Origin of the sequence: Paenibacillus konkukensis (assembly GCF_023523925.1) — a bacterium.
GTDB lineage: Bacteria > Bacillota > Bacilli > Paenibacillales > NBRC-103111 > Paenibacillus_S > Paenibacillus_S doosanensis.
Genome location: NZ_CP027059.1, coordinates 5,129,371 through 5,155,000, shown reverse-complemented (window position 1 = coordinate 5,155,000; position 25,630 = coordinate 5,129,371). Strand labels below are relative to the sequence as shown.

The window sequence follows — 25,630 nt, the reverse complement described above, 5'->3', positions numbered from 1 at the left end:
CATTTCCCGCAATTCTTCCATGTCCTGAGCAGTTCGTAATTTAAACAAAATTAAAGCGATTGCCTCTATAATAAAGGTTCTACGACGGCAACTTCATTTCATTTTGCCCATCTTACGAATAGCACACATACAGTATAACCATTAAAAGGGAGTTACTGGTTGATTTTATACATTGAACTAAGCGCGATTCTATGATAATTTCTAAAAATGCCGAATCAAACTTATTCTCGTTTGTACGGGGGACGATTTTAAATGGGGTGAATGCTTGGAGCGTATCCAAGCTAGGGAGATACCTCTTCCCGAATCCGTCAACTAACCTCGGAGGCCCAGGGAGGGACATATGAAGCATTTTGCAAAAAGCCTAGTATTGTCATCGGCAATACTGCTTTCTTTGATGACTTCTGCCTATGCGGCACAGGCGGCTCCACCGCCGGAAAACGGTTACAAAGTTCAGGTGAACGATGAGCTGATCGCTTTTCCGGACGCTCAGCCTTTTGTGGACGGCGCTAGCCAACTGCAAGTACCTGTACGTTTTGTAAGCGAGAAGCTGGGCTATGAAGCACATTGGGAGCAGCAAGGGGACGCGCTGAAAATTACACTTTCGAACAAAAGCAACACTTTTCTATTTACAACGGGACAAACCTCTGCCAGTCTGAACGATCAGCCTATTACTCTCCAGTCGGCACCCCAGATGGTCAACGGCCGTGCTTACATTCCCGTCCGATTGCTAGCCGATACACTCAAGATCCAAATGCAGTGGGACGCTGACAATCACATCGCTATTTTAGATGAGGATGGTAAATATCACGCTCCGGCTTGCTATTCCCCTGCCTATCAGAAGGTAATAGAGGGAAAAGCGACCGCCTACACCGGATCCCCTTCGGAAAATGGAGGTCATCCGAGCATCGACTATTTCGGTAATCCGCTTCAGGTTGGCACGATTTCCGTTGATCCTTCGATCATCCCGTTAGGTTCTAAAGTGTACATTGAAGGCTACAATTATGACGGCCTGCCGGCCGGAGGCATGTATGCGACAGCTTCGGATACAGGCAGCGCCATCAAAGGCAACAAGATCGATATTTACGTTCCCGATGACAAGACAAAAGCAACGCAGTTCGGTATTCAGCAAGTTAAAATTTATGTATTGAAATGAGAAATGGCGATTAGCGGAAAGATATTGTCGCCCAGAAAGTTTTTTTCCACTTAAGGCAGTTGCTTGCAGCAGCTGCTTTTTTGTATATTCTTTTTCCCCTGTGCAAAATCTAAGGAAACGAGTTCAATGGGGAGGGATATTGTGCACAAGATGCTGCTTAAACTTATGGTATGCGGCTTCCTGCTGATCTTGACGACCGCGGCTTCCAACAAACCGAGCAGCGAAGTGGTCTGGAATGTCGAGACGGATCAGAAACTGATTGCTTTAACATTCGATGACGGGCCGAACCCGGTATACACCCCGCAAATTCTGGATTTATTAAAGGAGCATCAAGCGAAAGCTACTTTTTTCGTTCTTGGTAAAAGGGTTCAGATGTACCCGGCCATCGCGATCAGGGAAGTCAATGAAGGACATGAGATTGCAAATCATACCTTTGATCACCATTATTTAAAGAACGTCTCGCCGCAAAAGCTCGTGGATGAAATCCGGCAAACCCAGGAAGTTATATTCGATATAACGGAGCAAATTCCCCATGTATTTCGCCCGCCAGGCGGTTTTTACAACGATGCGCTGCTGAACATGACAAAAGAAGATAAACTTACTGTCGTTATGTGGTCCTGGTATCAGGATACGAAAGATTGGAAACGGCCTGGTGTGAATAAAATCGTAAAAACCGTGCTTTCCAATGTTCATAATGGGGACATCATTTTGTTCCATGATTTGGAGGGCGATTGTTCCCAAACCGTTGCCGCTTTAAAAATCATACTGCCAGAGTTGAAAAAGCAAGGTTATCAATTCGTAACCGTGACCGATTTAATTAACAAAACGAAGAAATAGCCAGAATGTCGCAGGATTTCCCCGGTCTTCGCCGAGTGCTCATGCATAAGCCTCATGGACAATAACATACCCTTGGCTTTACGCAAAGCAAATATGAAAGAATAGCGGTTCCGATTCGAGCAATCGACCTAATAGCATAAAAGCAGGCTGCCCAAAAACGCAGTAGATGACTTATCCTGGCCGTAGACTTACTGAAATGAAAATTAGCAAATAAAGCGGTGAATATTATATTTGAGGTAAATCTTTAAGTGATCGGAGACGATTGTAATTTAATATAGCTCAATAAAAAAAGCAGCTGATCTGCGTAAGATCAACTGCTTTTTGCTTGGCGACGTTCTACTCTCCCAGAACCCTTCGGTTCAAGTACCATCGACGCTGGAGGGCTTAACGGTCGTGTTCGAGATGGGAACGCGTGGTTCCCCTCCGCCATCATCACCAAACGGTATAGCTTGTTCAAGGCTTGCGCCTTGAAAACTAGATACGAAACTTGTGCGCGTAGCGAGCAATGGTTATTTGTTCTTCCCGGTTTGTTTCCGGGCCCCGAGAAAGTACTTGGAATCTGCTTCGAAGCATCATCTTCACTTTGTGGGGCTTATTTGGTTAAGCCCTCGACCAATTAGTATTCGTCAGCTCCACACGTTGCCGTGCTTCCACCCCGAACCTATCTACCTCGTCGTCTTCAAGGGGTCTTACTTACTGGGAAATCTCATCTTGAGGGGGGCTTCACGCTTAGATGCTTTCAGCGCTTATCCCGTCCGTACGTAGCTATCCAGCCATGCTCCTGGCGGAACAACTGGTACACCAGCGGTACGTCCATCCCGGTCCTCTCGTACTAAGGACAGCTCCTCTCAAATTTCCTACGCCCACGACAGATAGGGACCGAACTGTCTCACGACGTTCTGAACCCAGCTCGCGTACCGCTTTAATGGGCGAACAGCCCAACCCTTGGGACCTACTTCAGCCCCAGGATGCGATGAGCCGACATCGAGGTGCCAAACCTCCCCGTCGATGTGGACTCTTGGGGAGATAAGCCTGTTATCCCCAGGGTAGCTTTTATCCGTTGAGCGATGGCCCTTCCATTCGGTACCACCGGATCACTAAGCCCGACTTTCGTCCCTGCTCGACCTGTTTGTCTCGCAGTCAAGCTCCCTTCTGCCTTTGCACTCTTCGAATGATTTCCAACCATTCTGAGGGAACCTTGGGGCGCCTCCGTTACACTTTAGGAGGCGACCGCCCCAGTCAAACTGCCCACCTGACACTGTCCCCATACCGGATCTACGGTACCAGGTTAGAACTCCGATACGATCAGGGTGGTATCCCAACGTCGCCTCCACACAAGCTGGCGCTCATGCTTCTTAGGCTCCCACCTATCCTGTACAGATCGTACCAAAGTCCAATATCAAGCTGCAGTAAAGCTCCATGGGGTCTTTCCGTCTTGTCGCGGGTAACCTGCATCTTCACAGGTATTAAAATTTCACCGGATCTCTCGTTGAGACAGCGCCCAAGTCGTTACGCCATTCGTGCGGGTCAGAATTTACCTGACAAGGAATTTCGCTACCTTAGGACCGTTATAGTTACGGCCGCCGTTTACTGGGGCTTCGGTTCATAGCTTCGGGATTGCTCCCTAACCACTCCCCTTAACCTTCCAGCACCGGGCAGGCGTCAGCCCGTATACTTCGCCTTGCGGCTTCGCACAGACCTGTGTTTTTGCTAAACAGTCGCTTGGGCCTTTTCACTGCGGCCCCCTCGGGCTATTCACCCTACCGAGGCACCCCTTCTCCCGAAGTTACGGGGTCATTTTGCCGAGTTCCTTAACGAGAGTTCTTCCGCGCGCCTTAGCATGCTCTGCTCGCCTACCTGTGTCGGTTTGCGGTACGGGCACCTTCTCCCTGGCTAGAGGCTTTTCTTGGCAGCCTGAACTCATGACCTTCGCTACTGTTATTTTCACTCCCCATCACAGACCAGCCTTATGATGTGCGGATTTGCCTACACATCAGCCTCTCTGCTTGGACGGGCATCCATCAGCCCGCGTCACTATCCTTCTGCGTCACCCCATTGCTCATAACGGTTCACGGTGGTACAGGAATTTCAACCTGTTGTCCTTCGACTACGCCTTTCGGCCTCGCCTTAGGTCCCGACTTACCCTGAGCGGACGAGCCTTCCTCAGGAACCCTTAGGCTTTCGGCGGATCAGATTCTCACTGATCTTTTCGTTACTCATACCGGCATTCTCACTTGTATGCTGTCCAGCGCTCCTTACGGTACACCTTCTACCTACATACAACGCTCCCCTACCCCTGCGTCACCTTCATTCCAGCCTCGAAGCTGCGCGTTTAGCCCTGGGTGCATTTAGCCAGATTCCTTGAATCTACTTATAAAGTAGAATCTGGCGAATGTCCCGTGTCTAAACGGAAACCTCAAAGATGCAATGAAGGTGACGCGAGCCATAGCTTCGGTGGTGTGTTTAGCCCCGTTACATTTTCGGCGCAGAGTCACTCGACCAGTGAGCTATTACGCACTCTTTCAATGGTGGCTGCTTCTAAGCCAACATCCTGGTTGTCTGCGCAACTCCACATCCTTTCCCACTTAACACACACTGGGGGACCTTAGCTGATGGTCTGGGCTGTTTCCCTCTTGACAATGGATCTTAGCACTCACTGTCTGACTCCCGGGATAAAGTATGTGGCATTCAGAGTTTGACTGGACTTGGTAACCCTTGGCGGGCCCCGCACCCAATCAGTGCTTTACCTCCACTACTCATCTCCCGAGGCTAGCCCTAAAGCTATTTCGGGGAGAACCAGCTATCTCCGAGTTCGATTGGAATTTCTCCGCTACCCCCACCTCATCCCCGAATTTTTCAACATTCGTGGGTTCGGGCCTCCAGTGCGTGTTACCGCACCTTCACCCTGGACAGGGGTAGATCACACGGTTTCGGGTCTACGCCCACGTACTTCGTCGCCCTATTCAGACTCGCTTTCGCTGCGGCTTCGGCTCTTCACCTTAACCTTGCACGGGAACGTAACTCGCCGGTTCATTCTACAAAAGGCACGCCATCACCCATTAACGGGCTCTGACTTCTTGTAAGCACACGGTTTCAGGTTCTATTTCACTCCGCTCCCGCGGTTCTTTTCACCTTTCCCTCACGGTACTGCTTCACTATCGGTCGCTAGGGAGTATTTAGCCTTGGCAGATGGTCCTGCCTGCTTCCCACGAGGTTTCACGTGTCTCGCGGTACTCGGGATCCGTCTAAGGTGTTCGCAGAATTTCAATTACAGGGCTTTTACCTTCTATGGCCGGCCTTTCCAGACCGCTTCATCTACCCTGCTGCACCTACATTGACGTCCCACAACCCCAGAGAGCAAGCTCTCTGGTTTGGGCTATTCCGCTTTCGCTCGCCGCTACTGACGGAATCACTTTTGTTTTCTTCTCCTGAGGGTACTTAGATGTTTCAGTTCCCCTCGTATGCCTCTACACACCCTATGTATTCAGATGTGAGTAACTGAGAATTACCTCAGCTGGGTTCCCCCATTCGGATATCCCCGGATCAAAGCCTGCTTACGGCTCCCCGAGGCGATTTCGTCGTTCGCCACGTCCTTCTTCGGCTCCTAGCGCCTAGGCATCCTCCGTGTGCTCTTATTAGCTTAACCATGCTAATACACGTTGTATTGCTCTACGCATTTCGTTTCGTTATCTAGTTTTCAAGGAACAATCTGCAACTGTTACATCAAGTTCTTGACGTCAGTTGTCAGTGTTATTTGAGATACACATCGACTTCCCTTTCGGGGCGTCTTTGTCCTCTCAAAACTGACCAACGAGTGAGTGGCGTTGCAACTGTTACATCGAGCTCGTCGATGTCCGTTGTCAACTATTGTGCAACTGTTAGTTGCTTATGTCCGATGACCTACAGTCACCATGGACTCCATAGAAAGGAGGTGATCCAGCCGCACCTTCCGATACGGCTACCTTGTTACGACTTCACCCCAATCATCTACCCCACCTTCGGCGGCTGGCCCCCTTGCGGGTTACCCCACCGACTTCGGGTGTTGTAAACTCTCGTGGTGTGACGGGCGGTGTGTACAAGACCCGGGAACGTATTCACCGCGGCATGCTGATCCGCGATTACTAGCAATTCCGACTTCATGCAGGCGAGTTGCAGCCTGCAATCCGAACTGAGACCGGCTTCTAAAGATTCGCTCCACCTCGCGGCTTCGCTTCCCGTTGTACCGGCCATTGTAGTACGTGTGTAGCCCAGGTCATAAGGGGCATGATGATTTGACGTCATCCCCGCCTTCCTCCGGTTTGTCACCGGCAGTCACTCTAGAGTGCCCAACTGAATGCTGGCAACTAAAGTCAAGGGTTGCGCTCGTTGCGGGACTTAACCCAACATCTCACGACACGAGCTGACGACAACCATGCACCACCTGTCTCCTCTGTCCCGAAGGCCGCCCCTATCTCTAGGGGATTCAGAGGGATGTCAAGACCTGGTAAGGTTCTTCGCGTTGCTTCGAATTAAACCACATACTCCACTGCTTGTGCGGGTCCCCGTCAATTCCTTTGAGTTTCACTCTTGCGAGCGTACTCCCCAGGCGGAGTGCTTACTGTGTTGACTTCGGCACCAAGGGTATCGAAACCCCTAACACCTAGCACTCATCGTTTACGGCGTGGACTACCAGGGTATCTAATCCTGTTTGCTCCCCACGCTTTCGCGCCTCAGCGTCAGTTACGGTCCAGAAAGTCGCCTTCGCCACTGGTGTTCCTCCACATCTCTACGCATTTCACCGCTACACGTGGAATTCCACTTTCCTCTCCCGCACTCAAGTCACCCAGTTTTCAGTGCGATCCGGGGTTGAGCCCCGGGCTTAAACACCAAACTTAAATGACCGCCTGCGCGCGCTTTACGCCCAATAATTCCGGACAACGCTTGCCCCCTACGTATTACCGCGGCTGCTGGCACGTAGTTAGCCGGGGCTTTCTTCTCAGGTACCGTCACCCTTAGAGCAGTTACTCTCTAAGGCGTTCTTCCCTGGCAACAGAGCTTTACGATCCGAAAACCTTCATCACTCACGCGGCGTTGCTCCGTCAGACTTGCGTCCATTGCGGAAGATTCCCTACTGCTGCCTCCCGTAGGAGTCTGGGCCGTGTCTCAGTCCCAGTGTGGCCGATCACCCTCTCAGGTCGGCTACGCATCGTCGCCTTGGTAGGCCGTTACCCTACCAACTAGCTAATGCGCCGCAGGCCCATCCGTAAGCCACAGGTTACCCCGTGTTTCATGATCTCCTCATGCGAGAAGACCAGCTATCCGGTCTTAGCTATCGTTTCCGATAGTTATCCCGATCTTACAGGCAGGTTGCCTACGTGTTACTCACCCGTCCGCCGCTAACCGCTCCCGAAGGAACAGTCCGCTCGACTTGCATGTATTAGGCACGCCGCCAGCGTTCGTCCTGAGCCAGGATCAAACTCTCCATTAAAGTACGACCGGCGCCGAAGCACCTTTCGTTATAACAGAGCTTGTCTTAAGCTCAAAATTCAATGCTAGCGAGAATTTGCATTCTCTATTTAACACTCACTCGTTGTTCAGTTTTCAAAGGACAATCTTCGTTCGTTTTCGACATCCGTCGAAAGCGACCTGACTAATATATCATATTCGCCTATCTCTTTGCAAGCTTTTTTTTCGAAGATTTCATTTGCTTCTTCTTAAAACTTGCCCGCCGCCGAAGCGACAAGTAGTAATGTACCAAATTCGAGCAACGATTGCAAGCTTTATTTTAATATTTTTTTCAAACCAAGATTTCGCAGCGGCTGCTGCTTCTCTATTGAGCGTAGCGAAGGCTTCGCCGCGATGCCTATTTCGATTCTTCAATCGCTGGTGCAAACAGATTCTTAGACAGCGGCCTTGCAGCTAATTGCGCACCGTTCGACATGTCCCGGCGCAACGAAGCGGCCCGGCCGAAATCGGCCGGGCCGCTTCGTTGTTTACACAGACCATTCTTCCAGCTTGAGCGATGGCTCGGCCTTTATATCCAATGCCGAGAACTGGCCGCGCCGCCATTTTAGAAAGGCTGCGGCGGCAATCATCGCGGCATTGTCAGTGCAGAGACTAAGAGGAGGCGCAAGCAGCGGCAAGCCGATTTCTGAGCAGCGCGCGGCAAGCCGCTCGCGCAATCCTTTATTGGCGGCGACCCCGCCCGCCAGCACAAGCTGCTTCGCGCCACAAGCAGCGACGGCGCGTAACGCCTTCTCCACCAGCACGTCGAGCACCGAGTCCTGGAAGCCCTTGGCTACAGCTTGCGCCGCAAGCTGCTGCCCTTTCATGTTCGCCTGGTTCAAGACGGAGAGCACCGCCGATTTCAGCCCGCTAAAGCTGAAATCGTATGATTCCGGCTCCAGCCATGCGCGCGGCAGAGGCACCCCTTCCTCCGCCTCATGAGCGAGCCGGTCGATATGCGGACCGCCGGGATAGGGCAGCTTGAGCGCACGGGCTACTTTGTCGTAGGCTTCGCCGACGGCATCGTCGCGCGTCTGCCCGATAATCCGGAATCGGCCTTCCGACTCCACGTATACCAGCTCGGTATGTCCGCCGGACACAACCAGCGATACGAATGGATACTGCAGCTCATGCACGAGCTGGTTGGAGTAAATATGCCCCGCGATATGATGCACTCCGATCAGCGGCAGATCCAGCGCACATGCCAGCGTTTTTGCCGCTACCAGCCCGACCAACAATGCGCCTACAAGCCCCGGTCCTTGCGTAACGGCAATGGCGGATAGCTCGGACGGCTGAATCCCCGCTTTGCCGATCGCCTCCTCGATAATCCAGGTGATCGTCTCCACATGCTGCCGCGAAGCGACTTCAGGCACGACGCCTCCGAAACGCCGGTGGGTTTCGATTTGGCTCGATACCACATTGGACAAAATCGTCGCGCCATCCGCTACAATCGCAACGGAAGTTTCGTCGCAGCTCGTTTCAATTGCCAGTATATACGTCGGTTTATCAGGATGAAGCCCGCTTGCCGTCTCCATCGAATCGGTTGTTTTCATAGATTAATCCCCTGTTAATTCGTTCAATGTATTATGTTGATATTTGGGCAGATCGGCCCACATAATAATAGCGTCTTCCCGGTTGTCGGTATAATAGCCGCGGCGGACGCCGACCGAATAGAACCCTAGCTTTTCGTACAGGTTTTTGGCCACCAAATTGGAAGGCCGCACCTCCAGCGTCATACGAACCGCGCCGAAAAAGCTCGCCGTCTTCTGCAGCTCGCGCATAAGGCGCTCGCCTAGCTTTTTGCCGCGATATTTTTCCTTAACCGCTACATTCGTCACATGGGCTTCCTCCATGATCAGCCACATGCCTCCGTATCCGGCCACTTCGCCGTCGCATTCCATAACCATATACCGCGCGAATTGGTTGTTCGTCAATTCATTTTGAAATGCCCCTGCCGTCCAAGGCGTCGTAAACGCCTCCTGCTCGATTTCGCAAATAGCCGGAATATCTTCCGTCGTCATGGAGCGAAATTCCAGAGGGCTTAGGGCTTCCATACTCTCGCCGAGTTCCATGAAGAAGCCTCCTTATGATTTATGCGCCAGCAGCTTAGCCTCCGCTTCCGGCAGCTGCGTGTAATTGGGCACTAGAGTATGAGGCTGCGCCAGCAGTCCTTGCTTCAGACGCAGCACCCCGAGCTCCGCCAAATGGCGGGCGCGAATCTCGTGAGGCACTTCGGACGCGCCGGCGCCCCATGCCGCAAAGAAACGTTGAAGCACCTCTCCGTGCAGCGCCGTCTCTCCGGTAAAAATAATCCGGTCCGGATGCTTGCCGTCCGGCTTTTCCGCCTCGGCAAGCAGTTGCTCCGTCCATGAAGACATCAGCCTAATGCCGTCCGGAACAAGACAGCTCCATTCGCGGCCGGCGGCCTGATACAGGGCGGTAAAAGCCTGTCCCCGGCGCGCCTCGATCATCGGTACGATCCAGGTCGTCGTCTCCGGCTGAGCACACACCGTATTCAGCGCAGACAGGCTGCGGGCATCGCCGGTTTCCGCACTGCGCACGCCTTGGTGCAGCAAGTAGGCTTCCAAGCCGCCCAGCGCCATCGTCTCCAAACTCGATACGGCCACCAAAGACATGCTGTGAGCCCATGCGAATGTCTTGGCTACGGTAACCCCAATGCGCACGCCGGTATAAGATCCGGGGCCTACGCCAACGGCAAATGCGTCCAATTCGCGGGGATGCAGGCCGTTCTCGTTTAACAGCTCCATAATTTGAGGAAGCAGGTGTATGGAATGATTTCGCTCGGCTTGGGAGCTCATTTCACCGATTAATGCTCCTCCCCTTGCCAATGCGATGGACATGGAGCTTGTTGAAGTATCGATAGCAAGCAGATGTCCGTCAAATGTTTTTATCTCAGTAGTCATTGTAAAATACCGTTCTCCTTCAGTTGTTCACACCATTCCTTATAAGGGTTGCCGTGTGGAGTCAATGTAAACATGCGTCCCTCCGGATTCCCGTCCTCCGTATGACGAATGGCGATAGCCAGCCGGTCTTCGGGCAGCAATTCGGTAATCAGAGAGGACCATTCTACCAGCGTAATGCCTTCTCCGAAAAAATATTCATCCAGGCCCAGCTCGTCCGCCTCATCCTGAGAAAGCCGATATACATCCATATGATAGAAGGGAAACCGCTCTCCTTCGTATTCTTTAATAATGGTGAACGTAGGACTGTTCACGACATCGCTCACCCCGATCGCCCGCGCTACCGCCTTCGAGAAGGCAGTCTTGCCCGCTCCCAGATCCCCGTCCAGAGTAATGACGGTTCCGGGGCGGAAATAGGGGGCGAGCCGCGCCGCCAGTGAAACGGTGTGCTCCGGATTCTCGGCTTTATACAAATAAGAGGTCGATTCGACCATTTCAGGTTCCACCTCTTCCGTTAAAAATGATTGTATCCTTTTTTCTCCAGGGACACGACTTTCCCGCCGCTTTGCACCAGTCTTACGCCGCGCGGCTGCGTTTGGACATATCCTATGATATGGAGCGCAAGGCCCGCTTCGCGAAATTTGGCTTGCATCGCTGCGGCGTGCTCCTCCCGCATAGTTCCGACCAGCTGATAATCTTCGCCGCCGTACAGAATAAAGTCGAGAGCGTCCAATTCTCGCTGCTGCGCATAGACCAGAAGCTCGCCCGCAACCGGAATGCGTTCCTCAATCAAATCGATCCCTACGCCGGAAGCTTCGGCGATTTCCCACGCTTCGCTCGCCAGGCCGTCGCTGACATCATTCAAAGCATGGCAAATGCCGGAACGCTGCAGCAATTGTCCGGCTTCGATCTGCGGATCGGGGCGGCAATGGGCGCGCACTAAAGCGGAATGCGCTTCGGTTACGGAATGCTCGTCCCATTCGCCGGATGGGATGCCGCGGTCCAGCAAATACTGCAGCCCGGCCGCTGACAGTCCCAGAAAGCCCGTAGCGAACAGCACGTCCCCCGGCTTCGCTACGGAACGAAGCAGCGCCTTCCCCCGTTCGACCTCGCCGATAATCGTTACGGCTACGGTGATCCCTTGAACGGCGGAAGTCGTATCCCCGCCGGCAATGACAACCTTAAAGCGATCGGCGCATTCGTACAGCCCCTTATAAATACTTTCGATCTTATCCAACACCGTTCCTTTAGGAAAGCTGAGCGAGATCAGCGCGTATCTCGGAATCGCTCCCATCGCCGCAATATCGCTAACCGCCGCCGCCATCGCCTTGTATCCGATATCCGTGTCGCGCATCGTGATCTTCTTAAAGTGAATCTCTTCGGTCATCGTATCGCATGTCATGACCAACTGACAGCCAGAGGTCAGATTCGCTACCGCCGCGTCGTCGCCGATCCCGGTCACGATCCCGCGTTCCTTCTGGAAAGCAGGCGTTTGCCTTCCTTCCGTTAACCTGCGAATGATTGCAAATTCATCCATAGAACTTCAAAACCCGCCTCCGCATCCGTATTCTCCCTATTATAGCCCGCTCCACCTAGCGCCGCAATAACCTTCTCCGAGGGACGAATCTTCGAAAAGCTGCGTCTGCCCGAAAGCGGCGGCATCTTGTTTCAATCGCATGAACGAAAGACCGCACCGGAATCCGCAAGCCTTTCCGAACAAAAAAAGCCCCGCCCTTCAAGCATTTAAGCTGCATGGGGCAGGGCTTCGGTTATTGAACTTCCTGAAGCTGCTCGACCGCTACGATTCTTGCATCGGCCGGCCGGTCTTCTACGTGAATTTTGGCTGTCGCTTGATCCGCATCCACACTGTCGATCCATACGGCTACGCCGTTGAGCTCCACTTCGATTTTTGCATCAGACTGCAATATTTCCTGAGCTCGGTACACTTTCATTCGTATCCCTCCGCATAATGGCTCCCGCACCTTTTATTCAATCATGAGTGCTTTCATTCAGTACCGATTCCGGATGATCCATCGTATCGGTTGTCGATTCTCCGATATGACCGTTGTTCGCCGACACATATCCTCCGCCCAACCCTTCATTAACCATACGATCGATATCCATAAAATAATCTTCCCGGCCCTGGTGCGTAGTGTCGTTCGTCAAGCCGGCGGCTTCTGTCGTCTCATTTGCCGTTTCATTACGGGCACCGGCAGATTTGCCGTTTTGCGAATTGTTGTTGTCCATCGAAAGGGAAATCCTCCTTATATCGGCAGCTTAAAGGCCGTTAGGCCACGCCGGTCGTTAATTGTAGGATGTCCCTCTCCTCGGCCGATTCATTCATACACATTTACCTAAAAGGGGATACTGTATGTAATTCGCAACGATGAAGGAGGAACTCTCATGCATACGGTCTGGAAAGGCGCGATCAGCTTCGGGTTGGTACATGTCCCGGTCAAAATGTTCTCCGCAACCGAGGATAAGGATATATCGATGCGTTACATCCACAAGGAGTGCATTACCCCTTTGAACTTCGTTCGCAAATGCTTGACCTGCGAGCGGGAGGTCGAATGGGGAGAAATCGCCAGAGGCTATGAATATGAGCCGGGAGCTTTCGTTCTTTTCGAGAAGGAGGAGCTGGAGAAGCTGAGCGGCGAGGTAACGAAGGAAATCAAAATTTTGGATTTCGTTCAACTGACGGATATCGATCCGATTTATTTTCAAAAAACGTATTATCTGGCCCCTAACGAAACCGGAGCGAACGCTTATTCGCTGCTGCTGGAGGCTATGAAGCAAACGGGTAAAATCGGCATAGCCAAAGTATCGATCCGCTCCAAAAGCAGCTTGGCCGCCGTCCGCGTAATCGATAATTGCATCGCTATGGAGACGATCTTTTATCCCGATGAAATCCGCGCCGTCGATCAGGTTCCGAATCTGCCCGAGCAAAGCAAAGTAAACGACAAAGAGCTCGAAATGGCCAAAATGCTTATCGAGCAGCTGACGACTCCTTTCGAGCCGGAAAAGTACAAGGACGACTACCGGGAAGCCGTGCTTCACGCCATCGAGCAAAAAGTAAGCGGCCAGCAGGTGAGCGTCGCTCCCGAGCCGCATAAAACGAACATCATCGACCTGATGTCCGCGCTGCAAGCCAGCCTGGACTCCATGAAGCCGGTACCGGAAACCGACGCTCCGAAAGCGGCCAAAGGCAAAAAAAGCAAAGCCAAGGAGAAAGTAAAGGAAACCGTGTCCTGACATGGTCCCCGACCCGAAGAACAAATCCCCCAAAAGCCATCCATGCCGCTACGCGGCACCACAGACAATGGAAATGGGGTACCAAGAGTAATTTCCAGGGTAGTGACGTGATGCTCTGAAGCTTATTCCGTTCGCTTCCAGCCTAGGCTGGATCGGCGTCTAACCCTTCCTCTGGGATCGTTCTATGGGTAGACATTCCTTTCGGGGGAGCCCACGGATATCCACAGGATATGGCTGCGCATCATTTCCTAAACAAAAATAAACAGCCGGCAGCTGTTCAAGCAGCTTGCCGGCTTATAACGTCTTGAGAGCTCGGTGAAAATACGACAACTGCGTAACTGCGTATTCGGGCAAATGCTTTCAGAAACGGCAGCTTGCGGGAAGAACGTCGACAAACGCTTGGATGCTCGGCTGGCGCAGCGTCCGGTTATGAGTCCAATTCATAAACTGAACTTTCACCGTCATGACAGGCTCGATCCATACCGCATCCTTGCTCCGCTCCGGCATATCGACGAACGGCTTGTCCGCACGCCGCAGGCTGCGCGTCTTGGCCGTCAACGCTTTCCAGTCGTCCTGGGTCAGCTTGCCTGTGCCGGCATGACCTATGTACCACAATCTTCCTTGATCGTCGTACAATCCAAGCAGCAGCGCATTGACCGTACCGTCGCGATGCGTAACCCCGCCAACTACGGCGATCAAATCCTGATACCATTTCTTCTTCATCCAGCGCCTGTCTTTGCCGTGCACTGCATATGTGCTGGTCGAGTCCTTGCAGACGATGCCTTCCAGCCGATGCTGCTTGGCGACTTCGAACAGACCCGCCAGCTCTTTGTAACTGGGTACGAGCTGAACGTAAGGTACCGGCTGAACGACTTGCTCCAGCACGATCTGCCGCTCGGACAAAGGCTTGTCCGTCAGCCACTCGCCATCGGCATACAAGATATCGAATACCATATAAACGATCGGTATTAGCTTTCGCACCGCCTCCACCCGCTGAACGCTGCGCAGCCCGTCGCGCTTCATTACCTGATGAAAAGACGGCTTCCCTTCTTCCAGCGCGATAATCTCCCCGTCGAGAATGACCGAATCGGCCTTACAGTAAACGCGCGGATCGGCAAGCTCGGGATACTGCATAGTCCGATCGTTCAGCTTGCGGTTCACCAGCCGAGCGGCGGCGCCGTCATAGTAAGTCAGCATGCGGACTCCGTCCCATTTCAGCTGAGCGATCCATTCGCTTCCTTCCGGAAGCTTGTCGGTTGACACCGGTTCAAACGGTACGATGGGCTCCAGATGCATGATCTTCCTCCGAAAAACAACAGGTTATTTCCCAAGTATGGTCAATCCGGGGCCGGATCATTCCGCGGGAGCCGGCGAATCTCTTTATCGGCTGAAGAAGATGGCTCCGATAATAAGTGACGCTACAATTCCCCATGCGGCGTTAATGTTCAAATACTGTACCATAATGAAGTAACCCGCTCCGAGCAAAAACGGCATAAAGCTAATAATGCCTTCGCTCGGCTTGAAGGCGTATTTGGCAAAATCGTAAGCGAGCATCGCCATCATGACGAAAATAACGGGCTGAACGCCCTTGATCATGCCGCGGATGACGGCATTGTTTTGCAGCTTCACCATAACTCCCACGAGGGCGATCATCAAGAGGGCGGTCGGCATGACGACCGCGGCGAGCGCGACGCAAGCCCCCGCCCATCCGGCGATTTTGAATCCGATATAAGCGGCCAGCTTGGTGGCGATCGGTCCCGGAAGCGCATTGCCGAAAGCTAACGCATTGCCGAATTCTTCCGGGCTCATCCAGCCCATCCGCACGACTTCGTTTTGATACAGCGGAATGATGGAGGGTCCCCCTCCATACCCAAGCATCGTAGCTCTTCCGAAAGCGATAAATAAATTCCATAATGTCATCCACATCGTTGACTTTTCCCCATTCCTCTATTGCTTCATACTCTTCCGGCTCTTGTATCGCTCGATCAGCGTTTGACAATTCCGCGCTGACGATTTCTTATTATATCTATCGCTATTCAAGACGTAAACCATAAGGTTTGGATTGGCCCGCTCAAGACCATAATGAGGATAATAAGCGCCGCACAGACGGGATTACCGCTACTACCGTTCTTAGAAGGAGATCATGCGACTTATGGCGACAGCATCCAAGCACAATAAAGGCACGGTCATTATAGAAGGACAGGAAATCGTAATTACGAATCCGAACAAGCTGCTTTGGCCCGAGCTCGGCATCAGCAAAATCACGTATTTGGAGAAACTGCTGCAGCTTGCTCCGTATTTGCTCGAATACTGCCGCAACCGTTATTTGACGACGATCCGCTTCCCTAACGGCTATGCGGGCAAATCGTTTTATCAAAAAAACGCCCCCGAGCCGACCCCCGATTTTGTAAAAACGGCGGTGCTCGAAGGCATCCAATATGTGCATCTCGATTCCGTGCCGACGCTGCTTTGGCTCGGCAATCTGGCCTGCCTGGAATTTCATCCGTCCTTTCACCGGATCGGCGAGCAGCTTCCCGAAGAATGGCTGATCGATATCGATCCGAGCCGGGACCCGGAGCCGCGCATTATGGAAGCGGCCGAAGCGATCGGCGAAGCTTTGGATAAAATGGGCATCCGTTCCGTACCCAAAACCTCGGGGGCGACCGGCGTGCAAATTTATGTTCCGATCGAACACGGCTATACGTTCGAGCAGCTGCGCTCAATCGGGTTGTTCGTAGCTCGGTACGCCGTGCAAAAGCATCCGAAGCTGTTTACGATCGAACGGCTGAAAAAAGACCGCGGCTCGCTCATCTATATCGATTACCTGCAGCATTGGTACGGCAAAACGCTGTCCGCCCCCTATACGCCGCGCGCCCGCAAGGACGCCACGGTTTCCACTCCGCTGCTTTGGGAGGAAGTCGCCCGCCGCTGCGATATCCGGGAGTTTTCGCTGCTGACGATCGAAAGCCGCCTTAGCGAGCAGGGCGATCTGATCAAGCGGGTTCCGCCGCAAAATTTGGACAAAGTGCTGGCCTTCGTTCAATCGGCTGCGCCCTGAACATGGTTCATCGGACAGACTCTTAGAATAGAGGGGAGAGAAGGCGGGCCACGACTTCCTTCCCTTTTTGCAGCCGCGACCTTTTCTCGAAAGCTTCAAGCTTCAGCTCCTTGCAATCTTTCAAATCCTGAAGAAAATCCGCCTCCAGCCGCTGAATCGTCTCCTTGTCGAACAGCACCGCGTTCAATTCAAAATTGCTGAAAAAGCTCCGCATATCCATGTTGGCCGTCCCGACGGAAGCCAGCACATCATCAATGATCAGCACCTTGGCATGCATGAAGCCTTTTTCATAGGAATAAAACCGGACCCCTACCTGCATCAGCTCCTCGAAATAAGACATAGAAGCGTAATTCACGACTTTGGAGTCGGGTCTCGACGGATAGATCACCCTGACGTCCACCCCGCTGATCGCGGCGGTCTTCAGCCCCATGCTAATGCTCGGGTCGGGCACGAAATAAGGCGTTGTGATGAAAATCCGCTTTTTGGCCGCCGTAATCGCCCCGAAGTACATCTCCAATATAGCGTCCCAGTGCGCATCGGGCCCGCTGCTAATGATTTGCACCCGCTTTCTGCCGGAATTGTCGTGCTCGGGAAACAAAATGGAATCGGTCAGCCTTTGGTTACTGACGAATTGCCAATCGGCCAGAAACGTGTACTGCAGCGAATATACCGAGTCGCCGATGAGCTCCAGATGCGTATCCCGCCAAAAACCGAGATTCGGGTTCCCGCCCAAATACTCATCGCCGACGTTGATGCCGCCCAAATACCCTTTGACGCCGTCCACGACCACGATTTTGCGGTGGTTGCGGTAATTCATCCTTTTGTCGAAAAAGGCGATCAACGGAGGCAGAAACACATGCGCTTCGACTCCGGCGCCGCGCAGCTCGCTTAAGAAACGGTTATCGAGCTTATAACTTCCGACCCCGTCGAAGATGCAACGGACTCGCACTCCTTCGCGCGCCTTGCGAATAAGCAGCTGCTGAAACGCGGTGCCGATCCGGTCATGGCGAATCGTATAAAACTCAAAATGGACATAGCATTTCGCTTGTTCAATCGCTTCCATCATCGCTTGATACGCTTTATCTGCGTTTGTGAGCACGTTCACTTCATTTTGCTGCGTCACCGACGAGCTCGGAATATTGTTCAGCAGCGCATACAACCTCGGTTCCACCCGGGACCTGTCCGGCTCGGCATCCTCTCCGTCCCTCGGCTGCGATGCCGCGTACCTCCGGCCTTCATGCTTGGGATCAGGCACATAGCGAAGCGCTCTGCGGCGTACCTTTTTGCGGTGCGTGTATTCTTTGGCCAAAAAATAATACATAACAAATCCAATAATTGGGAAAATAAACAAAATGACGAGCCAAGCCACCGTTTTTGACGGATGTCGAAATTCGTGAAACAAGATCGTAATGATCTGAAAAATAAACAGCAGCAGCGCGCCTACAAGCCATATCACCGCCCAAATCCCCCCTATTCACAGGCTGCTGCCCAAAATGATCCAATACCGTATATTGTAGTCTTTTTGCAGCGGCAGTATTCAGGGGGACGATGTGATGCCGGCAAACTTTCCTATAGCATAAATAAAAATTCCTTTTTTGAGAAAAATATACGGAACTGAACGCATTTCAAGGAGGCTGCCATGCAGCGATTGAGATTTCGCAAAGAAAAAGCCAAGGATACTAAAAATCAGGCGCTGCAAAATTTCGACTACCGCTTTATCGACGAATTAAAATCAGTGCCGATTCATTCATCATTGGAAGAAAATAAAAATTATTTGAATGCTTTGTTCAAAGATTGCTCCGATTTCGTCATCCGCGAATTTAATATTGAAGACAGCGTCAAGGCGATCATGTTCTTCGTCGACGGCATGGTGAACACCGAATTCGCCAACGACGCGATGAAAGCCCTGATGATATTGGAAGGCGGAGAGCGGCTTCTCGACCGGATCATCGAAACGACGCTGCCGGTTACGCAAGTTCAGAAATCCGACAACTACTCGGATCTGCTGCTGTCCGTGCTCGGGGGCGATGCCGGGCTGGTCGTAGACGGAAACACCCAGGCGCTGATGATGGGAATACGCGGCATGGAGAAGCGTTCCATTCAGGAGCCGGAGACGGAATCCGTTATCCGCGGCCCGCGCGAAGGCTTCGTCGAAAACCTGCGTACGAACACCTCCATGATTCGCCGGAAGCTGAAGACGCCGCGGCTCAAAATGAAGCCGATGACAATAGGCCGGGAGAGCAACACCAGCATTGTCATTACTTATCTCAACGACATCGCCGACCCCGCCATCGTCGAAGAGGTAGAGAAGCGGCTCGGGAAAATCGATATCGACGCCGTGCTGGAGACCGGTTATTTGGAGGAATTCATTCAAGATTCCGCCTATTCCCCGTTTCCGCAAGTACAGTATACCGAGAGACCGGACACCGTCGCAGCCTCGCTGCTGCAGGGCCGTGTCGCCATTATCGTCGATGGCACGCCGTTCGTGCTGATCGTTCCCTTCGTCTTCGCGGAGGCTCTGCAGGCGTCGGAGGACTATTACGAGCGGTTTCAGATTTCCACTCTGATCCGCTGGCTGCGCTTCTTCCTGCTGATACTGTCTTTGCTGACGCCGGGGCTGTACGTCGCATTCACGACGTTCCATCAGGACTTGCTGCCTACATCGCTGCTGCTTTCGGTCGCCGCCTCGCGCGAAGCGATTCCCTTCCCGGCAGTGGTGGAAGCGTTAATAATGGAGACGACATTCGAGGCGCTGCGGGAAGCGGGTATCCGCCTGCCCAAAACGATCGGGGCTGCGGTTTCCATTCTCGGAGCTTTGGTCATAGGCCAGGCCGCCGTACAAGCGGGGATCGTCTCCGCGCCGATGGTTATCGTCGTTTCCTTGACCGGGATTGCGTCCTTCACGATTCCGCGGTTTAACGAAGCGATCGCGATCCGGATTCTTCGCTTCCCTATCATGATTGTAGCCGCTATCTTCGGTCTGTACGGAGTTCTGATTTGCATTATGCTCCTTCTCGGCCATTTGGCCAACCTGCGCTCCTTCGGCATTCCCTATTTGTCGCCGTTCGGACCGCTGTCTTCTTCCGACTTGAAGGATGCGATGTTCCGCTCTCCATGGTGGAGCATGCGTAATCGGCCAGCTTATATGCCTTTGAAGGATACGGTGCGCATGGGGGACGAAGCCAGCGACGAGATCAGGGAGCAGGGCGGACAACGGGGAATGAGCATCGAGCATAATCATGATGAAGAAAGAGGCGATGTCAAATGAATCGACGCTTCGCCCGTTTCGTTCTTCTCGCCTGCTGTCTGCTGCCTCTCGCAGGATGCTGGGACAGGACGGAAATTAACGACGTCGCTTTCGTCGTCTCTTCAGGGGTCGATTTGGAAAAGGACGGACGTATCCGCATCACCGTCATGGTCCCGCTTCCCGGACAAATGGGTGGAGCGACCGGCGGCGGCGGCGGCACCAGCGGCGGCGGGAAGAGCTATTATCTCGACTCCGAAGTCGGCAACACCTTCCGCGAAGCGCAGGCCAGACTGCAGGAGCGCATGTCCCGGCGAATGTTCTTCGGGCATCGCCGGACGCTGGTCATCGGGGAAGAGGTCGCCAAGGCGGGGATCAGCGACTTGTTCGATTCCTCTCCGCGCAACTCGGAGAACCGGATGTCCTCCTACATTATTGCGACAACAGGCAAAGCGTATGAGCTGCTGCAAGCGACGCCCAGATTCGAGCGCTTCCCGTCGGAGGTCATTCGGGAACTTGCCAAAGCCCATTACGTCATCGATATGAACATGAAGGATATCGGAGTGGCCCTGAATGCGCCCGGGAGCGATCCGGTTATGGTTTATATGGATCCGGTCGATTCGCAGAAAAGCGAAAAAAAATCAAAGGAAATCACCGTTAAGGGCTACATGCAGTTCAAAGGCGACAAGCTGGTAGATAAGCTGGAAAACGAGCAAGCCCAAGGCTTTGCGTGGCTGCGCAACGAATCGATCAAAACGACCGTAACTCTGGACGATCTTTCCGGAAGACCGACCGGAATAGGCCTAAGAGTGCAGCGGATCAAAACAAGCATAAAGCCGGAGCTTCTCGATCAGCGGCTCAAGTTCCGCATTGGCGTACAGGCTAAGGCCGTACTGCTCGAGGATGATCGCAACATGGATCTGAGTCAGCCGAAAAACGTCGAAAAAATCGAAAGAATGCTGAACGAATATATCAAAAAGGCGATAGTCGAGGTTATAGAAAAATGCAAGAAAAACAGCGCCGATTCCGTTCAATTCGGCACTTTCGTATGGCGCAGCTATCCCGATGAATGGAAAAAAAAATTTGCGGCTTCATGGCCTGAAGGATTAAAGGAAGCGGAGTATGATGTCGATGTCAGCAGCATGCTGATAGAAACCGGCTTGATCTATGAAAATGTGACGAAAGGACACCGGCTCAAATGAACAATATTTTCTTAACGTCCTTTTTCTTGCTGATGGTCATCTCTCTGCTGTTCGACCTGCGTAAGCTGCGGAGTCAAAGCACACCGCTGAAGGGCTTGTATTACACTATTTATGCCGCATCGGCCTGCATCTATATATGCTACTTGTTGGGATATCCCATTCCGATGCCTACCAGTTTCTTCATTCATAAAGTATCGCCATGGGTGTTCTCGCTCATTAGCCGCAATTAGCCACTACTCTTCTTAGCGAAGCAGGTGAAGCAATGGATTCGAAGCAAATTATCAATTACCGGCAGTTCGCCTGGCTGACCGCTTCCTTATTGACGGGAGGCGGATTGGTCAGCATTCAGCACGATCTCGTCAGGGTCGCGCGCATGGACGCATGGTTCACCTATATTATTCCGTCGATATACGGGATCGCCATAGGTTTCATGTTCTATAAGCTATCGCAGCGCTTCCCCGGCAAAAATCTGTTCGATATTACCAAAATTACTCTAGGCAAAGGATTCGGCACTTTGTGCAATCTGCTGCTTATCTTCCATCTGTGGCTGCTGCTCATCCGGGACGTAAGGTCGTTTACCAAGTTCATGGGGACAATTCTGCTTCCCAACACGCCCGAAGAGATCGCCTTGATGATGCTGATTCTCTTGATTATGTATTTCGGACGGACCAGTATCGAGGTCATCGCCAGGGTGAACGATATTTTCTTTCCTTTTTTCGCCTTGACGATCATCTTCCTGCCGCTCATGCTGTCCAACGAGTTGGACAAGTCGCTGGTGGAGCCGGTTCTGGCGGGCGATATGATCTCCGTCTGGTACGGGAATTTACTCACCCTCGGGTGGTATGGCGACGTTCTGATCATGGGCGCCTTCCTGCATACGCTGGGGCAGCTCCGTCTGGTCCGTTCGGCCATCCGGCACGGCGTCATATTGTCCTCGCTGTTCCTCGGCATTTTTCTGCTGATGGAGGTTCTCGTGTTCGGACCGGTCATTACGGACAACCTGATCTACCCGAACTACAATCTGGTGCAGCAGATTCATATCACCGACTTTCTGGACCGGATGGATTTGCTCATTCTCAGCATTTGGGCGCCGATCTTGTTCTGTAAAGACATTCTGATCTATATGGCCCTGCTGACAGGTATCGCCAGTCTGGTAAAGCAGCGCGATTACAGCACGATTAACACGCCGGTCGGTCTTTTCGTTCTGATGACGAGCTTGCTGGCTTTTAAAAATACGACCGAGGTATTCAGCTTCGGCAACTATAGCTCTACCGTCATCGTGCTCTGCTACCAGCCCCTGCTTCTCATTCTACTGGTGTTGTTTGCCCGCAGATTCCCTAAGCTTCAGCAGGCCGCAGGGGAACAGCAAAAAGCAGGCCCGGCAAACGGAGGCGCCGATCCGCCCGAAGGCGGGCAAAGCAAAGGCAAGGCCGCGGAAGATTCGGGCGGCTCGGGAGCGGCTAACCAGACTAAACATAGCAGCGGAGGCAGCGGAAGTCGCGGCAGCCAGCGGTCCTATCACGGCTGGTCGCGGACGAGCAATCTTCTGCTGCTAATCGGCCTGATTGCCGTAGGCACAGGCTTATGGGGAAGCGAGTACCATTCCATGATTGGCGTCGGCTGCAGTTTCGTCTACGGAGCGTGCATGATTTTGGCCGTCATCAGCTCTTACATGGAACTGGTGCAGGCAAGACAGCAGTAGCATTTGTACCGGTACCGGGAAGGGCACGCGGCGATCCGGCTTATTCCCTGCTCTCGATACCGATGACCTTGTTGAGCGGAATCAGAATGTTCAGTTCCTCCTCCTCGTCTTCCCTGGCGACGATAACTTCGATGAAATCCGTCCCGTTGCGAACAAGCGCTGCGGGAAAAACGCCCCAGTAAACGGTGCGAATATTGACGAGCTCGCTCCGGTCCGATTGGGCTTTGCCGTTCGGTTGGAGCAGCACGATTTCTTGAAGAACGGAAGGAACGTAATAATGGCCGTTCACCCGAATGAAACGCTTGCCGACTTTTTGCAGCTCTCCCGGCCCGCTGGTAAAGCCTTCCGCCTGCAGGGCCACATCTTGCTTCAAATGCTTGGCTAGGCGCTCCATGAGATTGATCCGGCTCGTTTTTAACAAGGACAAGGCAAATTCCTCCTCGCGGCATTCTTCGAGTTTTTTTACCCATTGTATGCCCGGGACGTTTGTAACATACCGAAAGGAGTTATCATGAGGTTCAAATGGTTTCAAAACAAGCTGACATTCGTCATTATTCCCGAGGCGAATGAAAGCGTCATGCGTCTAAAGCTATCCCGCGCCTCCGTCTGCGCAGCCGCTCTGTCCTTCCTGATTTTGCTGGGAACGGCCGTTTGCGTTTATGTCGCCCATGTCCGCGCCGTGGTGACGACCCAAATGACGGAATCCAGGCAGCAAGCGCATACCAGCCGTCTGGAGCAGGATTTGAACAACAAAAACAAAGCCATCGAGCAGCTCCAGAAGGAGATTTTCCAGCTCTCAAGGCAAGCGGTGGAGGTGCGGAGCAAAGTCGAAGAAATGAAAAAGCTGGAGCGCGAACTGAAAAAGCTTTCTTCCATGAATGACGGACCGTCATCCGAGGCCGCCGCCGTCTCTGCCGACTGGCCGGCGATGGAGCTTGTTCAAGGCGGCATGGGCGGTCCTGCCCATCCGGTCACGGCTCAGCAGGTAAGAACGCTGGCCCGCGAAACTCATGCCAGCTACGACAGCCTGCGGCAGGAGATCAGCGAGCTTAAGGACCGCTGGGTGCAATCTAAGCAGACCATATTGGAACAGCGGGAACAGGCCCAAAGACGACCCGGATTATGGCCTACCGGCTCCCGCACCGTAACTTCGCCGTTCGGCTACCGTAAAGATCCGTTCACCGACAAGCTCAGCTTTCATCGCGGCATCGATATAGCCGGCAAGCTGAATGATCCTGTGCTGGCCGCCGCAAAAGGAACCGCCGTGACAGTCGGCTACGATAAGTTTCACGGCCATAACGTGGTGGTCGAGCATGGCAACGGCCTGCGAACGTGGTATATGCATCTGAACGAAGCTCTCGTCAAACAGGGCGACGGCGTCGAACGCGGTCAGGAGATCGGCAAGATCGGCTCTACCGGCCGCAGCACCGGTCCTCATCTGCATTACGAAATATTGCATAATGGCAAAAGCATAGATCCCAAGCCTTACTTGCCCGGCTCCTAGCTCTTGAGTCCCGGTGACAAGAAGGCAGGCGAGGAACAATTTGCAGCAATGGCAGCGTTCGCGCGAAAATCATACCAAAAAGGTGGAATCACTAACAATGGCAATGTTGAATAAGGCGAAATTGCAGCGCCGGACGGCCGGCACCGATACTTTGATCGGCGAAGGGACTTTATGGGAAGGCAGCTGCTCGTCCGAAGCGGATATCCGGATCGAAGGCGAGGTGATTGGGGATTTGCGCACCTCGGGAGAGGTCGTCATCGGCGAGAAAGGCGTCGTCCGCTCCGAGATCACCGCGAAGGATGTGACCATCGCCGGCCGGATGGAAGGTACCGTGAAGGCCGACGGTATCGTCCGCATTACGGCTACGGGGCGGCTGATCGGAACTGTGCAGGCCCCTTCCCTCATTATCGAGAAAGGAGCCGTCTTTCAAGGCACGAGCCAAATGGCGGACAGCCAGGAAGATAGGATTTTCCCCTGTGCCGTGGTATAATGGTTGGAAAAAAATACGGAGACCGCCTATGCACAAACAAACGATTCTTTTCGATATGGACGATACCTTGCTCTACTGCAACAAATTTTTCGATATGGTGGTCGACCAGTTTGCCGATTTGATGGAAATGTGGTTCCATTCGTACCACATTCCCGTTGCCGAGATCAAGAAAAAGCAGATGGAGATCGACCTGCAGCGGGTTGAGCGTTCCGGTTTCGCTCCGGATCATTTCCCGCAGTCGTTCCTGGATGCTTACGAATACTTCACGTTTCTGACGGGAAGGCCGAACAACGAAGATGAAACGCGGCGGCTGCAGGAGCTCGGACGCTCCGTGTACGGTCATGATATCGAGCCTTATCCGCATATGTACGAAACGCTGCAGCAGTTGACCGAAGAAGGGCATGAACTGCATCTGTATACGGGCGGCGAGCTGCAGGTACAAATGCGCAAAGTAACCGAAGCCGGTCTGGAGCGTTTTTTTGACAAGCGCATCCATGTGACCCGTCATAAAACGGCGGAGTTTTTGGAGTCGTTGATCCAAAAATACGAGCTTGACCGCAAGTCCACCTGGATGATCGGCAATTCGCTGCGCACCGACGTCATTCCCGCCCTCAAGACGGGGATTCACGCTATTTTTATGCCTGCCGAAAAGGAGTGGGCCTTCAATAATGTCAAGGTTGACGTTGAACCGCAAGGCGCTTTTCTCACGTTATCCTCTCTCTCCCTTATTCCGGAAGCGATCCGCACGTATACGGAGGCTCAAGCCGGATAGAAATAAGGCTC

The 25,630-nt window shown here is 52.9% G+C and carries 23 protein-coding genes, 3 rRNA genes and 1 riboswitch; of the genes, 11 read left to right on the top strand and 15 right to left on the bottom strand.

Annotated elements, in window-relative coordinates:
* The first annotated feature begins 198 nt into the window (after positions 1-198).
* Positions 199-341, top strand: a riboswitch (cyclic di-AMP (ydaO/yuaA leader).
* A complete protein-coding gene (locus tag SK3146_RS22570) occupies positions 341-1,153 on the top strand; it encodes a stalk domain-containing protein (RefSeq protein WP_249860890.1) in 813 nt (270 codons plus the stop codon). Its footprint overlaps the riboswitch before it by 1 nt.
* A 165-nt stretch (positions 1,154-1,318) precedes the next feature.
* The gene (locus tag SK3146_RS22565) at positions 1,319-1,990 is read left to right on the top strand and encodes a polysaccharide deacetylase family protein (protein WP_375295590.1); all 672 of its coding nucleotides are present in this window, start codon (positions 1,319-1,321) and stop codon (positions 1,988-1,990) included.
* Positions 1,991-2,313: 323 nt separating this feature from the next.
* Here SK3146_RS22565 and rrf read toward each other — a convergent pair.
* The 11 genes from rrf to SK3146_RS22510 form a co-directional block, all read right to left on the bottom strand.
* Positions 2,314-2,430, bottom strand: a 5S ribosomal RNA gene (rrf, locus tag SK3146_RS22560).
* A gap of 156 nt (positions 2,431-2,586) precedes the next feature.
* A 23S ribosomal RNA gene (locus SK3146_RS22555) occupies positions 2,587-5,636 on the bottom strand.
* 278 nt (positions 5,637-5,914) lie between these two features.
* Positions 5,915-7,457: ribosomal RNA gene (locus SK3146_RS22550) — 16S ribosomal RNA — on the bottom strand.
* Together the 16S, 23S and 5S rRNA genes form the textbook arrangement of a ribosomal RNA operon.
* 212 nt (positions 7,458-7,669) lie before the next feature.
* Positions 7,670-7,849: a hypothetical protein gene (locus tag SK3146_RS22545; RefSeq protein WP_249860889.1), complete on the bottom strand. Its 180-nt coding sequence runs from the start codon at positions 7,847-7,849 to the stop codon at positions 7,670-7,672.
* 113 nt (positions 7,850-7,962) lie between these two features.
* Positions 7,963-9,027, bottom strand: coding sequence for a tRNA (adenosine(37)-N6)-threonylcarbamoyltransferase complex transferase subunit TsaD (gene tsaD, locus SK3146_RS22540; protein WP_249860888.1), 1,065 nt, complete (start codon positions 9,025-9,027; stop codon positions 7,963-7,965).
* A gap of 3 nt (positions 9,028-9,030) precedes the next feature.
* The gene (gene rimI / locus SK3146_RS22535; RefSeq protein WP_249860887.1) at positions 9,031-9,546 is read right to left on the bottom strand and encodes a ribosomal protein S18-alanine N-acetyltransferase; all 516 of its coding nucleotides are present in this window, start codon (positions 9,544-9,546) and stop codon (positions 9,031-9,033) included.
* A gap of 12 nt (positions 9,547-9,558) precedes the next feature.
* Positions 9,559-10,398: a tRNA (adenosine(37)-N6)-threonylcarbamoyltransferase complex dimerization subunit type 1 TsaB gene (tsaB, locus tag SK3146_RS22530; RefSeq protein ID WP_249860886.1), complete on the bottom strand. Its 840-nt coding sequence runs from the start codon at positions 10,396-10,398 to the stop codon at positions 9,559-9,561.
* Positions 10,395-10,889, bottom strand: a complete 495-nt coding sequence (tsaE, locus tag SK3146_RS22525) for a tRNA (adenosine(37)-N6)-threonylcarbamoyltransferase complex ATPase subunit type 1 TsaE (RefSeq protein WP_249860885.1) — start codon at positions 10,887-10,889, stop codon at positions 10,395-10,397. The genes tsaB and tsaE overlap by 4 nt, the downstream gene beginning before the upstream one ends.
* A 20-nt stretch (positions 10,890-10,909) precedes the next feature.
* A complete protein-coding gene (gene thiL / locus SK3146_RS22520; RefSeq protein ID WP_249860884.1) occupies positions 10,910-11,932 on the bottom strand; it encodes a thiamine-phosphate kinase in 1,023 nt (340 codons plus the stop codon).
* Between the two features lie 232 nt (positions 11,933-12,164).
* Positions 12,165-12,347 (bottom strand): H-type small acid-soluble spore protein, encoded by a 183-nt coding sequence (locus SK3146_RS22515; RefSeq protein ID WP_249860883.1) that lies wholly within the window; start codon positions 12,345-12,347, stop codon positions 12,165-12,167.
* A 37-nt stretch (positions 12,348-12,384) separates the two neighbouring features.
* Entirely contained in the window at positions 12,385-12,642 is a 258-nt protein-coding gene (locus SK3146_RS22510; protein WP_249866540.1) for a hypothetical protein, read from the bottom strand.
* Between the two features lie 156 nt (positions 12,643-12,798).
* Here SK3146_RS22510 and SK3146_RS22505 point away from each other — a divergent pair, with 156 nt between their 5' ends.
* Positions 12,799-13,647, top strand: coding sequence for a non-homologous end joining protein Ku (locus tag SK3146_RS22505; RefSeq protein WP_249860882.1), 849 nt, complete (start codon positions 12,799-12,801; stop codon positions 13,645-13,647).
* Positions 13,648-14,007: 360 nt separating this feature from the next.
* On the opposite strand, the gene SK3146_RS22500 is transcribed toward SK3146_RS22505, so the two are convergent.
* Together SK3146_RS22500 and SK3146_RS22495 are read right to left on the bottom strand one after the other, a co-directional pair.
* On the bottom strand, positions 14,008-14,943 hold the full coding sequence (locus SK3146_RS22500) for an ATP-dependent DNA ligase (protein WP_249860881.1): 936 nt from the start codon (positions 14,941-14,943) through the stop codon (positions 14,008-14,010).
* Between the two features lie 84 nt (positions 14,944-15,027).
* Entirely contained in the window at positions 15,028-15,573 is a 546-nt protein-coding gene (locus SK3146_RS22495) for a chromate transporter (protein ID WP_249860880.1), read from the bottom strand.
* 226 nt (positions 15,574-15,799) lie between these two features.
* On the opposite strand from SK3146_RS22495, the gene ligD reads away from it, so the two are divergent.
* Positions 15,800-16,705 carry a non-homologous end-joining DNA ligase gene (ligD, locus tag SK3146_RS22490; RefSeq protein ID WP_249860879.1) on the top strand — a complete coding sequence of 302 codons (906 nt, stop codon included), beginning with the start codon at positions 15,800-15,802 and terminating at the stop codon, positions 16,703-16,705.
* Between the two features lie 22 nt (positions 16,706-16,727).
* Here ligD and cls read toward each other — a convergent pair whose 3' ends face one another.
* Positions 16,728-18,161: a cardiolipin synthase gene (gene cls, locus SK3146_RS22485; protein WP_249860878.1), complete on the bottom strand. Its 1,434-nt coding sequence runs from the start codon at positions 18,159-18,161 to the stop codon at positions 16,728-16,730.
* A gap of 183 nt (positions 18,162-18,344) precedes the next feature.
* Here cls and SK3146_RS22480 point away from each other — a divergent pair, with 183 nt between their 5' ends.
* The 4 genes from SK3146_RS22480 to SK3146_RS22465 are packed head-to-tail and all read left to right on the top strand — an operon-like array spanning position 18,345 to position 22,853.
* Positions 18,345-19,973, top strand: a complete 1,629-nt coding sequence (locus SK3146_RS22480; protein WP_249860877.1) for a spore germination protein — start codon at positions 18,345-18,347, stop codon at positions 19,971-19,973.
* The gene (locus SK3146_RS22475) at positions 19,970-21,151 is read left to right on the top strand and encodes a Ger(x)C family spore germination protein (RefSeq protein WP_249860876.1); all 1,182 of its coding nucleotides are present in this window, start codon (positions 19,970-19,972) and stop codon (positions 21,149-21,151) included. Before SK3146_RS22480 ends, SK3146_RS22475 begins: the two co-directional genes overlap by 4 nt.
* Positions 21,148-21,381 carry a hypothetical protein gene (locus SK3146_RS22470; RefSeq protein WP_249860875.1) on the top strand — a complete coding sequence of 78 codons (234 nt, stop codon included), beginning with the start codon at positions 21,148-21,150 and terminating at the stop codon, positions 21,379-21,381. The genes SK3146_RS22475 and SK3146_RS22470 overlap by 4 nt, the downstream gene beginning before the upstream one ends.
* Before the next feature lie 32 nt (positions 21,382-21,413).
* On the top strand, positions 21,414-22,853 hold the full coding sequence (locus tag SK3146_RS22465) for a GerAB/ArcD/ProY family transporter (RefSeq protein ID WP_249860874.1): 1,440 nt from the start codon (positions 21,414-21,416) through the stop codon (positions 22,851-22,853).
* A 40-nt stretch (positions 22,854-22,893) separates the two neighbouring features.
* On the opposite strand, the gene SK3146_RS22460 is transcribed toward SK3146_RS22465, so the two are convergent.
* Positions 22,894-23,280 (bottom strand): hypothetical protein, encoded by a 387-nt coding sequence (locus SK3146_RS22460; RefSeq protein ID WP_249860873.1) that lies wholly within the window; start codon positions 23,278-23,280, stop codon positions 22,894-22,896.
* Positions 23,281-23,364: 84 nt separating this feature from the next.
* On the opposite strand from SK3146_RS22460, the gene SK3146_RS35025 reads away from it, so the two are divergent.
* The 3 genes from SK3146_RS35025 (at position 23,365) to SK3146_RS22445 (ending at position 25,619) form a co-directional block, all read left to right on the top strand.
* Complete coding sequence (locus tag SK3146_RS35025) at positions 23,365-24,357, top strand: M23 family metallopeptidase (protein WP_283942777.1); 993 nt, start codon at positions 23,365-23,367, stop codon at positions 24,355-24,357.
* Positions 24,358-24,454: 97 nt separating this feature from the next.
* Positions 24,455-24,847, top strand: a complete 393-nt coding sequence (locus SK3146_RS22450) for a bactofilin family protein (protein WP_249860872.1) — start codon at positions 24,455-24,457, stop codon at positions 24,845-24,847.
* Between the two features lie 28 nt (positions 24,848-24,875).
* Complete coding sequence (locus SK3146_RS22445; protein ID WP_249860871.1) at positions 24,876-25,619, top strand: HAD family hydrolase; 744 nt, start codon at positions 24,876-24,878, stop codon at positions 25,617-25,619.
* Positions 25,620-25,630 lie beyond the last annotated feature (11 nt).

Bases quoted from the DNA above. Each gene is read 5' to 3' on its own strand.
- ligD (WP_249860879.1), top strand. From the start codon at position 15,800: ATGGCGACAGCATCCAAGCACAATAAAGGCACGGTCATTATAGAAGGA.
- SK3146_RS22510 (WP_249866540.1), bottom strand. From the start codon at position 12,642: ATGGACAACAACAATTCGCAAAACGGCAAATCTGCCGGTGCCCGTAAT.
- SK3146_RS22475 (WP_249860876.1), top strand. From the start codon at position 19,970: ATGAATCGACGCTTCGCCCGTTTCGTTCTTCTCGCCTGCTGTCTGCTG.
- SK3146_RS35025 (WP_283942777.1), top strand. From the start codon at position 23,365: ATGAGGTTCAAATGGTTTCAAAACAAGCTGACATTCGTCATTATTCCC.
- SK3146_RS22515 (WP_249860883.1), bottom strand. From the start codon at position 12,347: ATGAAAGTGTACCGAGCTCAGGAAATATTGCAGTCTGATGCAAAAATC.
- SK3146_RS22470 (WP_249860875.1), top strand. From the start codon at position 21,148: ATGAACAATATTTTCTTAACGTCCTTTTTCTTGCTGATGGTCATCTCT.
- rimI (WP_249860887.1), bottom strand. From the start codon at position 9,546: ATGGAACTCGGCGAGAGTATGGAAGCCCTAAGCCCTCTGGAATTTCGC.
- SK3146_RS22445 (WP_249860871.1), top strand. From the start codon at position 24,876: ATGCACAAACAAACGATTCTTTTCGATATGGACGATACCTTGCTCTAC.
- SK3146_RS22465 (WP_249860874.1), top strand. From the start codon at position 21,414: ATGGATTCGAAGCAAATTATCAATTACCGGCAGTTCGCCTGGCTGACC.
- thiL (WP_249860884.1), bottom strand. From the start codon at position 11,932: ATGGATGAATTTGCAATCATTCGCAGGTTAACGGAAGGAAGGCAAACG.
- tsaE (WP_249860885.1), bottom strand. From the start codon at position 10,889: ATGGTCGAATCGACCTCTTATTTGTATAAAGCCGAGAATCCGGAGCAC.
- SK3146_RS22450 (WP_249860872.1), top strand. From the start codon at position 24,455: ATGGCAATGTTGAATAAGGCGAAATTGCAGCGCCGGACGGCCGGCACC.
- tsaB (WP_249860886.1), bottom strand. From the start codon at position 10,398: ATGACTACTGAGATAAAAACATTTGACGGACATCTGCTTGCTATCGAT.
- SK3146_RS22505 (WP_249860882.1), top strand. From the start codon at position 12,799: ATGCATACGGTCTGGAAAGGCGCGATCAGCTTCGGGTTGGTACATGTC.
- tsaD (WP_249860888.1), bottom strand. From the start codon at position 9,027: ATGAAAACAACCGATTCGATGGAGACGGCAAGCGGGCTTCATCCTGAT.
- SK3146_RS22565 (WP_375295590.1), top strand. From the start codon at position 1,319: ATGGTATGCGGCTTCCTGCTGATCTTGACGACCGCGGCTTCCAACAAA.
- SK3146_RS22495 (WP_249860880.1), bottom strand. From the start codon at position 15,573: ATGTGGATGACATTATGGAATTTATTTATCGCTTTCGGAAGAGCTACG.
- SK3146_RS22570 (WP_249860890.1), top strand. From the start codon at position 341: ATGAAGCATTTTGCAAAAAGCCTAGTATTGTCATCGGCAATACTGCTT.
- SK3146_RS22480 (WP_249860877.1), top strand. From the start codon at position 18,345: ATGCAGCGATTGAGATTTCGCAAAGAAAAAGCCAAGGATACTAAAAAT.
- SK3146_RS22500 (WP_249860881.1), bottom strand. From the start codon at position 14,943: ATGCATCTGGAGCCCATCGTACCGTTTGAACCGGTGTCAACCGACAAG.